This window comes from Leptospira limi (genome assembly GCF_026151395.1).
In the GTDB taxonomy this organism is placed as follows: domain Bacteria; phylum Spirochaetota; class Leptospiria; order Leptospirales; family Leptospiraceae; genus Leptospira_A; species Leptospira_A limi.
In genome coordinates this window covers 89,475-104,147 of sequence record NZ_JAMQPV010000001.1, presented here as the reverse complement: position 1 = coordinate 104,147, position 14,673 = coordinate 89,475, and the positions used below count along the sequence as shown (strand labels likewise).

Genomic DNA, 14,673 nt, shown 5'->3' with positions numbered 1-14,673 from the left:
TTCATGGGAGAATGCTCTCCCTCATCATAGATCGTGTTGGTAATGTCAATATCTTCAATGTTTTAGAGGATAATCTTCCAGTAGAAGAATCCCACATCCAATCTACGTTAGACGATGATTTGATTTTAGAGTATTTGGGAGAAGTGGAACGTCTTGTCCATGTTTCCCAATCCGTATTGTCCAAACCCAACCAAATTTTAAATGTTGATATCTTACAAGATTTGAAAGTACTCGGGGAAACTTTTTTTCAACAGTTTTTCCCAACCTCTATCATCGAAAAATTAAAAAACACAAACAAACATAGCATCCACTTTAATATCGATCCAACACTAGCTCTTGTTCCTTGGGAATTATTACATGATGGAACGAGTTTTCTCTCTGACAAATTTCGCATTGGAAAAACGATTCGTGGTGGTCTACATCGTTCCACTCATAAAGAAAATCGTAAAATCAAAATGCTCATCATTGCAGATCCAACAGAAGATTTGCCACATGCCCAAAAGGAAGGAGAAGTATTATTTTCAGTTCTCAGCCAAAAAGTACCAAACCATCTCCTCGAATTAGAATTCATAGGTGGAAAACAGGTCACCAAACTCAAGTTACTTTCTCTTATCAAAGACAAACATATCATCCATTATTCAGGCCACTTACATTTTTCCGATGACTCTCTTGAAAATGGTTGGTTATTGTCGGATGGAAAAGTTCTCAAGGCACGTGAAATTAAATCAACAGGTATTGATACTGATTTAGTATTCTCTAACTCTTGTATGTCGGCAAAATCTGCAGGTAAAAAATTAAATACAAACATTTTAAACCAATATGCAGGAGCTTTTTTGACTGCAGGAATCAAAACATTTGTAGGAACAAATTGGGAAATTTTAGATAATGAAAGGACAATCGATTTTACTGTAAGATTTTATACATATCTATTTTCAGATAAATCTGTTGGAGAGTCCTTATTCTTATCGAAAGAATTTGCAAGACGTAATTACCATGCGAATGATTTAACTTGGGCTAATTATTCTTTATATGGGAATCCTGATTTTGCAATGTTTGTGAAAGAAAGAAGGAATTTTCATTCTGCAAAAATTTTAAATCCAACTGCTGTACTTGAGTTTTATCCAACTCCAATTGCCGCTTCTTATTCTAAGTGTAATCATTTGAACAAAAACAAAACGGTTGATAAAACAAATCTCCTCAATTTGATTCGATTGTTTGAATCGATAAGCCAAGTGGTAGGGATGATTGTATTTAGTGATCATGCTTCTCATGCAATGAACAAATCCATTCCTAATAATTTGGATGATGCTGTTACAATTCGTAAATGGTGGGAACTTGTTTATAGTTGTGTATGGGATTTTCAAAAGTTAAAAATTACGAGTATATTTGATTCTGCTCTTCCCGTTTTACACGAACAAAAGGAAACCATTTTTAAAATCTTAGGATGGTTGGAAGTTTGGGAAGAGAGTGATATCAATGCGGAAGAATTAGAATCTTACCAAATCATTCTTCAGTTTTTTTTAGAGAATATGTTATTGGAATTTGCGGAACTAGAACGAATCAGTATCTTACTCGTTTCGGAGAACAATAACCCACATTTTTATTTTAAAGGGATCAAACCATCTTATTTGTATCCGACTTCCCACGGATCTCGTGAAAAACTTTTAGAACAATTGTCACATCACAAAGGAAACTTAGTGTTGTTACACGAAAGCAGAAAAATGGTAATCCCATTTCAAACCTATTTCAAAGAGAAAAAGGAAACTGGTGAATTGGAACTTGTATTCAATGGTCTCATTCCGTTTGTAATCGGAGCAAAACAGAATTGAGTTTATGCCATCCAGAACGAGGGAATGTTTCCTGTGGTGCCTGTTGTGGACTTTTTAATTTAAAACTTACAACCAAAGAATTCAAAAATTTACTCTTAGAACGAACAACTGAATTTCATAACACTGTCAATTTTGATATCAGGCATACATTTCCCATCTACCGAAAAGAAAGAGAAACCAAAGAGTCAAATCTACCTAAAAAAGATGAAATGACATATAATTGTCCATTTTTGGGTTATGTAGACGACACCAAACAAAGAATAGGTTGTATGATCCACCCTATATTTACAGGAGATCCCAAAAGCCAAAATTTTTCATTTTATGGAACATCCATTTGCCAAGCATATGACTGTAAAACGAAGGAAAATGCACTCGCTGAATTGTGGGAAGTATTGTTTGTCGAAATTGCGAAAGATTCAATTGAATATTCTTTTTTATCCGCAGATCATATCTTTACTTATGCAGTTGAGAAATTTTTTGCCCATTCAAATAAGAATGTAGAAGAAATGTTTCAAACCTTTCGATTGGAACTTGTAGAATTGTTTCGATTACGATTGGCTACATCCATTCAAAAAAATTTCACATCCTTTGAAATCAATTACGATGCTTTTTTGACCTTAGAGTCTGTTTGTTTGTATTTCGAGTCGGAACTAGGAATGGATTGGATACGTTGGAAGGAAGAGTGGGAAAAGAAAAACCCGAATAGAGGTGAAGTATCCGGGTTTTTTGATAAGTGATTTGGATTATGCTTTTGAAGTAACAGTTGCTACTTTTGCTTTTGCTTCCGCAACAACAGTGTTAGCTTTTCCAACGATGGTTTCTACTTGAGAAAGACCTTCTTGAACGTATTTTCTAAGGTTTACAGAAATTTCGCTTTGGTCTTGAGCACCTTTCGCTGCTAAGTTTTGAAATTCTGCATTAATGCTAGAGAAAGCTTTTTCTGCTTCTACTTTTGCAGTGTTTACTGCGCCTAAGATAAAGTTTAATCCGTCTTTTACTTGTTGTTCCATTTTCATTTCCCCTTTTTTCGGTTCTCAGTTGTGCAATGCACTATTCCTTTTTGTGCGCTGCACAGAGATCCGTCAACCCGTTTTTTCATTTTTTTCCTGCATCGCACAAAAAAAATGGAAAGATGCCCCAACCGGAATTTTTACCCATCCAGTGGAAATCCACTTATCTCTCCTTACTTGACCAAAGGGCCTTGCCAGGCAAAAAAGAATTTTTAGAAATAAAGTCAGTTGAAGAAACAATTATGGCAATTCGTGAAATGGCTGTTAGGGGAGCACCAGCCATTGCCATCACTGGTATTTTTGGCCTTACACTTGGTGCCAAAAAAAAATCAGGTAAAGTAAATTCTCAAGAAATTGAATCTCTCATCAAACAAGTGTTTGAGTCTAGGCCAACAGCAGTGAACTTAAGTTTTGCTTTACAAGAAGCAAAAAAACGAGTGGAAGGGGAAACTCTTTGGGAATCCATCCAAACAATTTGGGAATCGTATGCACTTGAGATGATGGTGGAAGATCTAAACGCCAACCAAACCTTGGGAAAAAATGGAGCAAATTTATTTCCCAAAAACCAGGAAGAGTTTCATATCATCACTCATTGTAATACAGGTGCGTTGGCAACAGCAGGTCATGGAACAGCACTTGGTGTCATCCGAAGTCTTCGTGACTTAGGAAAAAAGGTTGTTGTTTATGCTGATGAAACAAGGCCATTTTTACAAGGTTCAAGGCTCACTGCTTTTGAAATGATGGAAGAAGGGATCGAATGTTATATCATCACAGATGGAATGTCTGGATGGCTCATGAACCACAGGAAAATTGACGCAGTCCTTGTTGGTTGTGATCGTGTTGCGGCCAATGGAGATACGGCGAATAAAATTGGTACGTACAATTTAGCAATTGTTGCCCACGAACATAATGTTCCGTTTTATGTTTGTGCAACAAAGGAAAGTTTTGATCTCAATTTAAAAACGGGGGAGGAAATTCCGATTGAAATGCGAAAGGAATCAGAAGTAACTCAGTTTGATTTTTTGAAAACTCCAGAGGGAAAGTATTTATTTCTGGAAGGGAAAACCTCACCCGTAGGTGCAAGAGCTCTCAATCCGTCGTTTGACATCACAAAGGCTAAATTTATCAAAAACTTTATTACAGAATTAGGATGTTTTGTACCTGGAGAGATTCTCATTCGTCTAAAGAATGTATGACGGAAAAAGCGATTTTAGGTGGTGGGTGTTTTTGGTGTACGGAAGCAGTGTACTTACGCATCCAAGGTGTGATTTCCGTAGAATCTGGTTATGCAGGTGGTCAATCACCAAACCCAAGTTATAAGGAAATTTGCACTGGAACCACTGGCCATGCCGAAGTGATCCAAATTGAATTTAACCCAGAAGTGATATCCTATTCAAAAATATTGGAGATTTTTTGGGCGTCACATGACCCAACCACACTCAACCGGCAAGGGAACGATGTAGGAACACAATATAGATCAGTTATTTTCTATTTGAATGAAAAACAAAAGGAACTTGCAGTCGAATCCAAAAGAAAACATGCTTATATGTTCCCTGATCCCATTGTCACTGAAATTTCACCTGCTCCCACTTTTTACAAAGCAGAAGATTACCACCAAAATTATTTTACATTAAACCCACAAAATCCGTATTGCCATTATGTGATTTTCCCAAAATTGAAAAAATTGGGACTAAAGTTAAATTGATAACAGTGCGACTAATTCAGGTTAGCCGACTTATCATTTGCCTTTAAAGGCTGTGAGCATTGCTTTGTCTTGGTTTGGAAAAAAGTTCATTACAAAAGCTGATTGTGCTTTGGTGATTTTTTCCACTTGCCTTCTGTATTTGATGACAGCTCCAGGGTGAGCAGTGTTTCGTACTACCACTTTTACATTGTCTTGGTTGTAACGAGCACCTTTTAGTTCTTCAATTTTTGATTTGAGTAACTCAACGGTTTTGTTTTTTTTCTGATAGGCATCAAAGATTTCTTTGAACTTTTCTTTTCTGGCATCATCAATTTTTCCACGAGAACGTTGTACCACTTCTTTGATCTTTTGGATTTCAGGTACAAGTGCTTCCAGTTCCTTTTCCATATCGGAAAGGCGAGAACTCCCTTCTGTAAGAAGTCGGTCATTTTTATAATGGAATCCAACTTCTACAACTGTGTCCATTTGTGCTGAGGAACCGAGTGAGGAAACGGTGATTCCTTGGTAGGAAATTAAATCACTTCCAATGATAGAAGAGGATTCCCCAGTTAAGATGATATTCCCCAAACAAAGGATTCTACTTCCTAAAATAAAGTTTTCGATGATACAATCGCCATCAATTTCAAGGTTAGCATTTTCAACAAACTTTGCACGAAGATCACCTTTGATGCGGATCACTCCCTTACCTTTTGCTTTCACTCCACCTTTGACTTCTAAATCTTCACCAACAACCACATCAGAAGATTCAACGTTTCCATCTAAATAAAGGGAACCTTGGCAGTTGACAATCGCACCTTCTTCAATGGTTCCTTTGACACGGATGGTACCTTCAAAATTGATATTCCCTGTTCCTAATCCAATATTACTTTCAATATTTAACTCAGGAGATACGGTAAGAGAAGTGTCTGTTGAAAATACCACACCACTTAACGTGGCAAAGTATTCTTTGAGTTGTCTACCTGGTTTTTCAGGGTCATCAATGGTTTTAGGCAAAACATTTTTACCCAAGGTGAGCCTTGGTCTGTCAATAGGATTCGGGTAAATTGGATTTCCAAGGACGTCTGTTCCTTGTTCTCCCGCCACCCCTTCAAATAAGGTAGCAAGTTTTTCCCCTTCTTTTACGTGAACATATTTATTGATATTACGAAAATCAGCCGAACCATCTTCTTTTAAAACAACTCGTTGGGCTCTTGGAAAATAAAACTTAATCCAACCACTTTCCCCTTGTTTGGCGGGAATCCCTTTCCCAACAACAAACGTAAAATCCTCTTTTACCTTGGTTGGATCCTTTAAAATTTTATCAATTTCGAGGGCAGCTAGGTCCACATCTTTCATCAAAATGCGGTCTCTATGAATGGACGCGTTATCTAGTGCTTCATAAATGAGTATATTGCTCATAGAGCCACCTAACAGCCAAACTGGTTTGACTAAGAGAGTGGCTGTCAAACGATCCTCGGAGATTTGGATCTTGAGTCCTCGTTCCGGATTGAAGTCCGGTGCATTTTTTACGTCCATTCTGACTATAGTATCGGCAGGTTTTTTAGGAGAATCGACAATTTCTGTAGTGCTATTGGTCTAACCAATGCAGAAAACTTCCAAAAGTTTGTAAGAGAGCAGGGACCCCAAAAATTTGGGAATGGAGAGGGAGACTGTCTCCGTGGGTAAGGGCAGTGGAAGTCCTGTGGACATAAGGGATCCCTTTCCCTTTGAGGAGGAGGGCCAGTTTTTCCGATTCTTCGGCCGAGATGACGGGGTCTGTTTTTCCATGCAGAAGGGAAACTGGGCCACTTAACATTTCCAATTGGTAAAAAGGAGAAAGGTTTTCTGGCATTTTTTCGGGAACTGTGTCCAAAACCCGTTGGGCCAAACTGATCCGAAAGGTTCGATCGTTGTGGACTTGGTCAAAAAATTCTTTCGCAAGTTTCGAAGATTTGTTTAAATACAATTCGGACTTGGCATTTTGCCCTGTTCGTTTGAGTCCATTGTCTAGGGCAGCTTCATAATACACGGACTCGAGTTCTTCTGCGAGTTCTCGTTCGAAACGGTGGAGCATATTATATAAAATAACATACACAGCGTACGGATCTACTTCGTAATGAGAAAATACAAAAGGGACTGCTTCCAAAAAGTTACAATACCCACCTATGAGCATACTCGATTTGATTTTATCACGAGTATTGGATCTGGAAGCAGCAATGATTCCCATTCCCGCAGAAAAACTAGCAGATAAATACCCTAAGTCATTACCGTTAAACAATTGTTTGTTTGAATGAATCTCTAACATCAAATTTTGAATATTGGAGATGGTAGTTTCTTCGATTTTTAATCCTTTGACTTCCGGAAGTTCTGGTAATATGACACTATGCCCTGTGCTTGCGATGTTTTCTGCTAAGTCGATGATCCTTTGGTCATCAATACCCATGGCACTCATTCCATGTTGGATGTAGACACCAGGTAAGGATGTTGGATCAGTGTATTTCGGATAAAAAAGAAAACTACGACGTCCCGTTTCGGATAAAGTGAATTCTTTTCGTTCGAGAGATTTTTTTTGTTTTAGTCCGGCATAACTCAAAATTAGAGGGAGAGCCAAAACATAGGGTTTCATTCGACTTTAGTTTTGGGGAGTGGGGAATTTTTCCAACAATAAAATCAGATACAATCTTCCCATGTATTCATCCCCACGTCGGTCTTTTAAGTTAAAGATGAGAATGTATTGGCGAAAGTGTTCCAGTGAAATCGGAACTAGTTTGTGATTTAAATTTTCTGGTGGCAAGATATCAATTTCGTAACGACCAAGACGCATTTCTGTAATCAATTTACCTGCAATTTGATTGGCAAATTCCATCATGATGGATGCAGAGTGGGCTCTGGAAGTTGGATCAATTTGGAAGGCTTTGGCTATTTTTGGTAAAAGTTTGAGTTTAGTATAACCATCGAGTGCTAAATAGAGTTTTCCATTGATATCACCCACAAATTCGACAAGGGTACAATTTTCAAAACATAGCCCTTCGTTTTTGGAAGGACCATATGCTTCTCTTTCAGCAAACACGAGTAAGGTTTTGTAAAAATGGTCCGGTAATACTTGTGAAACCGTTAAAATGAATTTTTCATCGATGAGTGGATCCATTTAAGCAGCGTGGTAGAGGATACTCTCTTCTAAAGAACTATATGCTTTTTTGATCCAAGCATCAAACCGTAAATCAGGAATGAGTGGATTGGAATAACCTAGTGCCACTTCGGAAGGGTAACCCAATTGGTCTAGTTCCTCAATGAATTGTTGGAAAAAAGAAGAAAAAGATTCTAGGCGTTCGTTGGGAATGAGAGCTGCATATAAGTCTTCTTCCAATTGGAAAAGTCCAAGGCCGAGTACAGATTGTATGATTCCCATATGGTTAAGTCCGATGGCAAGTTCCGATTGGAAATTGGTATCAATGAACTTCAATAAAACCAAGGTCTTTTTTTCAGAAGCCTCAAAGGAAGCTTTTGCCATTTGGTAAAAATGGGAAACCGTATATAGTTTTGTGAACGGGTGTTTGGTGACTTTTGCGTATTCACGTTTTGCCAGTATTTTTTCAGACAAATTGGTTGTTTCTTCCCAAAACACTTGGATGTCTTCGTTTGACCAACTTTCTTTGGAAGTAAAACATAAAAATCCAAATAAATTCGCGTTGATGGTTAATGGAACATATAACTTACGTTTGTTTTTGGAAATCACAGGTAGAGATTCTCTAATTTGGTTTTCTTCCCATTCATTCCATTCAACAGGATTATCATCTGTTTCGACTAACATTTCTGACTTCTGCCAGTAACATTCCTTAAATTCTTTTCCATCAAAGTATACATATTGGATGGAAGAGAGTTTAGTACTTGTGAAGGGAAACGGAAATTCCTTTACCGTATCACAAAAAAGATTTCGTTCTTCCAATCGAACCGATTCTCTCGCAAAAAAAATAGGATCCACTTTCCATAAGATTTCTTTTGGTTTTGGTTCTTCTGTTACATCATTGGAGGCTTCCTGCGTTTGTGTAACTTGTGTATCAAAAACTCCTTCCGAAGCAAAAGTTTCCTTTGATTCGTTCAGTGGACTTACCTTTGTATTGGATAAGACATCTTTGCTTGATGCACTAGTTTCTGGAGAATTGGTTAAGGACTGTAAATCCAAACTGTACAAAAAGAGAGTGAGGAGAAGGCATGAAACTGTGAGAAGAGTGAAACTCACCCAGGAAAAGTAAAATAGGGTTTGTAGGGTCACACCAATGGCAAAAAAAATAATAGGAATTGTATATCGTTTCATGGTACCTTAGCCGTTACTCAATATAACGGGTAAAATGGGGATTCGCTAAACTGATTTTCCTTTTCCGCTAGGGGCAAATGAAACTCTATTCCGAATTAGCAGAATACTATTTTACCATCGAAGAACCTGGCCGAAAGTTTTCGGAAGAAATCCTTTTCTTAAGAGAAACATTCAAGCGACATAAAATTTATTCCGTCCTCGACATTGGGTGTGGGACAGGGGAACACATCAAAGAATTACAAGGGATGGGTTTCAAACCACATGGTGTCGACGGATCTCCCCGGATGCTCGAGATTGCAAAAGCAAGATTTCCACATTGTAGTTTTGAACTTGGAAAAATGGAAAACTACGTCGCCAAACAACCTGTTGATGGAGTGATTTGTTTGTATGGAACATTTAATTATTTAGTCAATGATGATTTGGTACAAAATTTCCTACGAAATTGTTATAAAAACTTAAAACAAGCTGGGTTACTTGTTTTGGAAATTTGGAATGCAGATCCCATCCACCGCATCAAACGCAAACCCATCACCACTGTAAGCAATGTAAGACAAGGGACAACATCCATAAGAAGGAACCGCGGATTTCGGTTAACAAGGGCAGATGACATTGCCATCGTAGAAGTGAATTATGTTTATAATTTAAACCAAAAGGATTTAAAAGACAAACATACCATGCGAGTGTTTCATTTCCCACAAGTCAGGAATTTCTTAGACGAAAACAAATTTGATATCTTAAACGTGTATAGCAATTACGACGGAGAAAAGTACATCAAAACAGGCGCAAGGATGCTCATCGTCGCCAAAAAGAGGTCTTGACTTTCTTTTTTTAGTACGGTATCTCATTCTATCGGGAGAACGTATGTCCAATTCAAACCATTTCCAAGTGATCGTGATTGGAGGAGGGCCAGGTGGTTATGTCGCTGCCATTCGCGCTGCCCAACTCGGTTTACAAACATGTGTTGTCGAACGCGACAAACTCGGTGGAGTTTGTTTGAATTGGGGTTGTATTCCCACCAAAGCATTGTTAGAAAGTGCACATGTTTTAGAACATTTAAGGGAAGCATCTAAATTTGGAATTTCGGCAGACAATATCAAAGCCGATTTTGAGGCCATCATCAAACGTTCACGGTCAGTGGCAGACCAAATGGCAAAAGGTGTTGAGTTCCTCATGAAAAAAAACAAGGTCACCGTAGTAAATGGTGAAGCAAGTTTTACAAATGCAAAAACCATAGAGGTGAAATCCAACACGGGTGAAACTTCATCCCTTACCGCAGATTATTTTATATTGGCAGTAGGTGCCAAAAACAAATCCCTACCTTTTTTACCTTTTGACGGCAAACGAGTGTTATCTGCAAGAGAAGCCATGGTGGAACCAAAGGTCATTCCCAATTTAGCCATCATCGGTGCAGGTGCGATTGGTGTTGAATTTGCTGATTTTTATGCAAGTATGGGATCTAAAGTCACCATCATCGAATACCAAGACCACCTACTTCCGAATGAGGACAAAGAACTCTCTGGGATACTCGAACGTAGTTTTAAAAAACGAGGGATTGAACAGTATTTGAGTTATGGTGTGGAGACAGCAACTGTTTCTGAAAAAGGCGTTGAACTCACGTTACTTGACAGAAATTCAGCTAAAAAAGAAAAATTAAACTTTGATAAGGTGATTGTGGGAGTGGGGATCACACCAAATACAATGACCATTGGCCTAGATGCGATTGGAGTGAAATTAAAAAATGGGTTTGTGGAATATGTAGGAAACTATAGATCCACCATAGATCATATTTATGCGATCGGTGATTGTATTCCGACACCTTCGCTTGCCCATGTGGCAAGTGCGGAAGGGATTCGTGCGGCAGAGGACATCTCCATTCGTATGGGAAATCCTCATCACATCCAAATCCAACGTTTGAATTATGCATACATACCAGGTTGTACGTACTGCCATCCAGAAGTGGCGAGTGTTGGTCTTAGTGAAGACAAAGCAAAAGCGATGGGCCACGACATTAAGGTAGGTAAATTTCCATTTTCAGCGAGTGGACGTGCCCAAGCCCAAGGGGATACAACGGGAATGGTAAAAATTGTGTCCGATGCCAAACATGGTGAAATTTTAGGAGCACATATCATTGGGCCTGGAGCAACTGAACTCATCGCAGAACTGACACTAGGTGCCAATATGGAAATTACTGTGAGGGAACTTGCCAATACCATCCATGCTCACCCGACTCTCTCTGAAGGGATTATGGAAAGTGCTGCAGCAGTACTTGGTGAGGCGATTAATATTTAAGAGAGTGTGTAAGGGAATTAGAATCCACCCACTTGTGAATTCTATATGAAAGAACCTATCCAGACGATCTTACATACAGTTGGCCACAGGCCATGGCCCATTCCTAACCCTTCCTGGTTTTGGTACCAAGAATGGAACGAAGTTATTTTTTTGCATTACCAAGTGAATGGGAAACGGTTACGAGAACTTGTTCCTCGGCATTTGCAATTGGATCAGTTTGATGGCGAACATTGGGTATCGGTGGTAGCCTTTACCATGGATCGAGTACGTCCAAGGTTTACCTTCCCTATTCAATTCCTTTCCACATTTCATGAAGTGAATCTACGTACCTATGTGACACGTGATGGCAAACCCGGTGTGTATTTTCTCAGTATTGAAGCAGAAAAAATCCTACCAACAATCTTTGCGAGGTTGGCTTCGGGACTACCATACCAACATTCTCCGATCATTCGGACAAACGATTCTTACACATTGCGTGGGAAACGTTGTGAGATTGGAATTGAATTTTTAAAGAAAGACAGAATCGACTTTCCCTCTCCAAAAGAACTTTGGCTTACGGAGCGGTATTCATTGTTCAGAGGGAAAAACCCAGAGGAAACAGCAATGGATGTGCACCACAAACCTTGGGAATTATTCCAAGTGGAATTTATGAAATTAAATCTTCGTTATGCGGCTTACGATGGGTTAGTCAATTTTGGGAATCCAAACCTATGCCATTATTCACCAGGAGTGCAGGTGCTTGCTTGGTTGTAGGGGTAATGGGAAGAGGATTCGTAAGCTACGTCCAGTTCCAAAATTCCTTTGGAGTTTAAAGTTGTGCTATTTCACTAATCCCGATATGATATCTCTCTCTATGGACTAGTTTTTAGCTTATATGGACTATTTTTTAGTTGATAATCATTGATAGATTGATACAAATTAGCAATGATCCTTGATGGAATATTTGGAAATAAAACTGCATCGAGAGTATTGTTGCACCTATTTCATTACAATGAAATTCATACGGCCGCAATTGCGAAAGACTATGGCGTAGCTTCTACACCTATCCGAATGCAATTGGAAAGATTCGAAAAAACCGGTATCATTGTTGCTAAAAATGTAGGAAGAACCAGGGTTTTTTCCTTTAATCAAAAATCCCCTTTCGTTAAACCAATAAAGGCAATTCTAGAGATATTTTATCATTCTTTAACAATGGAAGAAAAGGAAAAAATATTCTCCACAAGAAGAAGACCTCGGGAAAAGGGAAAACCAGTTTATGGAAGAACCTAATTGGTTAGAAGTTACTGAGGAAGAGCTTTGGAAATTTGTTGGATGGCATCTTGCAAATCAAGGGATCCAATCGGTTTTAGTTGGAGGTGCAGTTGTTGCTATCTATTCAATAGGAGCATATCGTTCCGGTGATTTAGATTTGGTTGAACCACTATTATCAAAATCATCTGAAATTCAAACTATAATGGAAAGCATAGGTTTTAAAAAAGTAAATCGCCATTTTGTTCATCCAAAGTGCAAACATTTATACATTGAATTCGTTTCTGCACCAGTATCGATTGGAGATGATTATAAAATTGTTCCAGATGAAAAAGAATTTCATGGTAAAATTCTAAAGATTTTGTCACCTACTGATTGTATTAAAGATAGACTTGCTTCTTACCTACATTTTAACGCACGTGAATGTTTAGACCAAGCTTTACTCGTCGCGAAGAATCAAAGATTTGATTTACAAAAAGTGAAAGAATGGTGTTTGAATGAATCTAGTAATGGAAAAGAAGTTTTTGATGAGTTTGTAAATCTGTATCATAAATAAATTCTTACCTAGGAACTTGTCCTAACCTTGCGAATATAGTTTGAGAATATTTAAAGCTGATCAAAAATCAGATTTAGTTTCGAAACTTAACTATAGAAAGTAACCAAAACCAAGTGAAAAAATACCTCTTCATTTCCCTATCGTTCTTAACCCTTCTTCTGTTCCAATGTTCGACTTCCGATCCCAAAACGTGGGAAGCAGATGTGTTGACTGACGAAAATTATGGATACTTTCGATGGCATAATTCCATCCGAGATGGTTATGTAGTGGTAGAGACAAAGGTATTCCAAGATCCAAAGGAATGCCATGAGGAATACAATTGTTCAACACAAGATCATATCAAAAAGATTGCGAATCTCCGGCCGTCAGATCCTTCCCTAGCGATCCCTCTAAAACTAGGAGAGTATTATGCAATCACAAAACTCAGATACGGTGATGTTTCCTTCTTTCGCTGTAAGGCAAGTGATCTAACAATTTATCATGGCTTTCAATTTAGAGAACCCTATGATCCAAAAAATCCAACGGTCCCTTACACCTCGAACACATGTGAATTTTTAAGGGAAGACCAAGTGGTTTGCCCTTCCATTCAGATGACGAAGAAAAGCATCCAAGAAATCAAACTCACTACAGGTGAGACCAGAGGGAAATCGATATCGTTTCGGCATCTTTTGGAACCGAATATGATCTTTTCCACCATCAGTTTATTGTATTGTGGGCCGGTATTAAGAAAGATAGATTTTATTACAGTTGAGGAGAGAAGGTATTGAGATGGGGGGAAACAATGATCGGGGAATGTATCGTCTCGATGGCAATTGCAATGCTCCAAATGAATATTGAAGCAACGAATGTTGATTTGATTCGCTGAATTCTTTAAAAAGCCATCGCTTCCTGATTTTAGGATAGACTTTACGATCTGTCAGTTGTAGTTTATCCCACGGACATTCCGAATAAAAGGGAAATAAAAGTGAATTATCTATTGCAAAGGACTCTATCCTTATTCTTCGTCTGTTTTCTCATGACTTGCTCTACAACTTCAGACAAGATTGCAAAAATGTCAGATGAAGAGCTGATTCATGAGTTATCCTCTCGGTCATATCGTTTTTATTTGGAAACAATAGATGCAAAAAATAAAGTTAAAATTCCCGCTATAAAAATGAACGGGAAGGGGCAATACTTGCCTGGAGACTTACTAAAAGTTTGTTCAATTAAAAAATTGAAATACTTGTCGATTGAGTCAGGTGTATTGCCTGAATTTAGTCAGGAAGAAATTCAGGCATGTAAAAATTCGAACTTACATACAATTCTAATAGACAATGTCAAACTGAACAACCTTCAGATTTGTGAGATTGCGAAAGGTTTGAAGGCTCCAAAGATAAGAATTGATTTTAATTATATTCCTTTGACAGATTCAGAACTCGCATGTGTTTCGCAAATACAAAATTTGGATACTTTTATCGTTTGGGAAGGAGCGAAAATTACGGATGAAGGCATGTGCCAATTTTCTCAAAATGCAAAAAATCTTACTTTCCTTCGAATGGATGATATTGATTTTCTAACAAAAAAAAGTACGGATTGTATGTTAAACCTTCCCTCTCTCAAAGATGTCATCTTAATGCGTTGGAAAAAAGTTCCTGAGAGCCAAATGGAGAAGTTTGTCTCTGCCTATGAAGCAAAACACAAACGAAAGATTGAAGCATCCATTTACGATCCAGTTGGTTATGAAAAACCATAATCGATTTAGA

Annotated in this window: 16 protein-coding genes; 11 read left to right on the top strand and 5 right to left on the bottom strand. The window is 38.2% G+C overall.

Annotated elements, in window-relative coordinates:
• The first annotated feature begins 11 nt into the window (after positions 1 to 11).
• A complete protein-coding gene (locus ND812_RS00475) occupies positions 12 to 1,829 on the top strand; it encodes a CHAT domain-containing protein (protein WP_265373795.1) in 1,818 nt (605 codons plus the stop codon).
• Positions 1,826 to 2,566 carry a hypothetical protein gene (locus tag ND812_RS00470; RefSeq protein ID WP_265373794.1) on the top strand — a complete coding sequence of 247 codons (741 nt, stop codon included), beginning with the start codon at positions 1,826 to 1,828 and terminating at the stop codon, positions 2,564 to 2,566. The genes ND812_RS00475 and ND812_RS00470 overlap by 4 nt, the downstream gene beginning before the upstream one ends.
• Before the next feature lie 6 nt (positions 2,567 to 2,572).
• On the opposite strand, the gene ND812_RS00465 is transcribed toward ND812_RS00470, so the two are convergent.
• Entirely contained in the window at positions 2,573 to 2,839 is a 267-nt protein-coding gene (locus ND812_RS00465; RefSeq protein WP_100717631.1) for a sigma-54 down-regulated protein, read from the bottom strand.
• A gap of 122 nt (positions 2,840 to 2,961) precedes the next feature.
• Here ND812_RS00465 and mtnA point away from each other — a divergent pair, with 122 nt between their 5' ends.
• The gene (gene mtnA, locus ND812_RS00460) at positions 2,962 to 4,035 is read left to right on the top strand and encodes an S-methyl-5-thioribose-1-phosphate isomerase (protein ID WP_265373793.1); all 1,074 of its coding nucleotides are present in this window, start codon (positions 2,962 to 2,964) and stop codon (positions 4,033 to 4,035) included.
• Positions 4,032 to 4,544: a peptide-methionine (S)-S-oxide reductase MsrA gene (msrA, locus tag ND812_RS00455; protein WP_265373792.1), complete on the top strand. Its 513-nt coding sequence runs from the start codon at positions 4,032 to 4,034 to the stop codon at positions 4,542 to 4,544. The genes mtnA and msrA overlap by 4 nt, the downstream gene beginning before the upstream one ends.
• Positions 4,545 to 4,577: 33 nt before the next feature.
• Here msrA and ND812_RS00450 read toward each other — a convergent pair whose 3' ends face one another.
• Genes ND812_RS00450 through ND812_RS00435 form a run of 4 tightly spaced genes read right to left on the bottom strand, consistent with a single transcriptional unit; the run spans position 4,578 to position 8,838 of the window.
• Positions 4,578 to 6,059, bottom strand: coding sequence for a DUF342 domain-containing protein (locus ND812_RS00450; protein ID WP_265356950.1), 1,482 nt, complete (start codon positions 6,057 to 6,059; stop codon positions 4,578 to 4,580).
• 52 nt (positions 6,060 to 6,111) lie between these two features.
• The gene (locus ND812_RS00445) at positions 6,112 to 7,149 is read right to left on the bottom strand and encodes an alpha/beta hydrolase family protein (RefSeq protein WP_265373791.1); all 1,038 of its coding nucleotides are present in this window, start codon (positions 7,147 to 7,149) and stop codon (positions 6,112 to 6,114) included.
• A gap of 6 nt (positions 7,150 to 7,155) precedes the next feature.
• Positions 7,156 to 7,671, bottom strand: a complete 516-nt coding sequence (locus tag ND812_RS00440) for a chemotaxis protein CheX (protein ID WP_135603726.1) — start codon at positions 7,669 to 7,671, stop codon at positions 7,156 to 7,158.
• Positions 7,672 to 8,838 carry a hypothetical protein gene (locus tag ND812_RS00435; RefSeq protein WP_265373790.1) on the bottom strand — a complete coding sequence of 389 codons (1,167 nt, stop codon included), beginning with the start codon at positions 8,836 to 8,838 and terminating at the stop codon, positions 7,672 to 7,674.
• Positions 8,839 to 8,915: 77 nt separating this feature from the next.
• On the opposite strand from ND812_RS00435, the gene ND812_RS00430 reads away from it, so the two are divergent.
• The 7 genes from ND812_RS00430 (at position 8,916) to ND812_RS00400 (ending at position 14,663) form a co-directional block, all read left to right on the top strand.
• Positions 8,916 to 9,656 carry a class I SAM-dependent DNA methyltransferase gene (locus ND812_RS00430; RefSeq protein ID WP_265373789.1) on the top strand — a complete coding sequence of 247 codons (741 nt, stop codon included), beginning with the start codon at positions 8,916 to 8,918 and terminating at the stop codon, positions 9,654 to 9,656.
• Between the two features lie 43 nt (positions 9,657 to 9,699).
• Complete coding sequence (gene lpdA, locus ND812_RS00425) at positions 9,700 to 11,127, top strand: dihydrolipoyl dehydrogenase (RefSeq protein ID WP_265373788.1); 1,428 nt, start codon at positions 9,700 to 9,702, stop codon at positions 11,125 to 11,127.
• Positions 11,128 to 11,172: 45 nt separating this feature from the next.
• Entirely contained in the window at positions 11,173 to 11,880 is a 708-nt protein-coding gene (locus ND812_RS00420) for a YqjF family protein (RefSeq protein WP_265373787.1), read from the top strand.
• A gap of 171 nt (positions 11,881 to 12,051) precedes the next feature.
• The gene (locus ND812_RS00415) at positions 12,052 to 12,396 is read left to right on the top strand and encodes a winged helix-turn-helix domain-containing protein (protein ID WP_265373786.1); all 345 of its coding nucleotides are present in this window, start codon (positions 12,052 to 12,054) and stop codon (positions 12,394 to 12,396) included.
• Positions 12,383 to 12,931 carry a hypothetical protein gene (locus ND812_RS00410; RefSeq protein ID WP_265373785.1) on the top strand — a complete coding sequence of 183 codons (549 nt, stop codon included), beginning with the start codon at positions 12,383 to 12,385 and terminating at the stop codon, positions 12,929 to 12,931. Before ND812_RS00415 ends, ND812_RS00410 begins: the two co-directional genes overlap by 14 nt.
• Positions 12,932 to 13,044: 113 nt before the next feature.
• Complete coding sequence (locus ND812_RS00405; RefSeq protein WP_265373784.1) at positions 13,045 to 13,698, top strand: hypothetical protein; 654 nt, start codon at positions 13,045 to 13,047, stop codon at positions 13,696 to 13,698.
• Positions 13,699 to 13,982: 284 nt separating this feature from the next.
• A complete protein-coding gene (locus ND812_RS00400; RefSeq protein WP_265373783.1) occupies positions 13,983 to 14,663 on the top strand; it encodes a hypothetical protein in 681 nt (226 codons plus the stop codon).
• Positions 14,664 to 14,673: the final 10 nt, after the last annotated feature.